Origin of the sequence: Paenarthrobacter aurescens, assembly GCF_025421775.1 — a bacterium.
GTDB lineage: Bacteria > Actinomycetota > Actinomycetes > Actinomycetales > Micrococcaceae > Arthrobacter > Arthrobacter aurescens_B.
Genome location: NZ_JAOEFX010000030.1, coordinates 1 through 419, shown reverse-complemented (window position 1 = coordinate 419; position 419 = coordinate 1). Strand labels below are relative to the sequence as shown.

General features: G+C 64.0%; 1 pseudogene. It reads left to right on the top strand.

The window, feature by feature from the left end:
* Positions 1–419, top strand: a pseudogene (locus N7568_RS22545) (pyruvate dehydrogenase (acetyl-transferring), homodimeric type); the annotation flags it as partial.

Below are 419 nucleotides of genomic sequence, written 5' to 3'. Positions count from 1 at the left end.
ATCAAATACCTCATGGAACGCCGGGCAGAACTGGGCGGGTTCGTCCCCGAACGCCGCCGCAAACACACCGACGTAGTCCTGCCCGACGCGAAGTCCTACGACGTCGCCAAACGCGGATCCGGGAAACAACAAGCCGCGACCACCATGGCCTTCGTGCGGTTGTTGAAGGACCTGATGCGGGACAAGAACTTCGGCACCCGGTTCGTGCCCGTGGTCCCGGACGAATCCCGCACCTTCGGCATGGACGCGTTCTTCCCGACCGCGAAAATCTACAACCCCAAAGGCCAGAACTACCTCTCCGTGGACCGCGACCTCGTCCTGGCCTACAAAGAATCACCCGCCGGCCAACTGATCCACCCCGGCATCAACGAAGCCGGCGCCGTCGCAGCCTTCACCGCCGCCGGCACCGCCTACGCCAC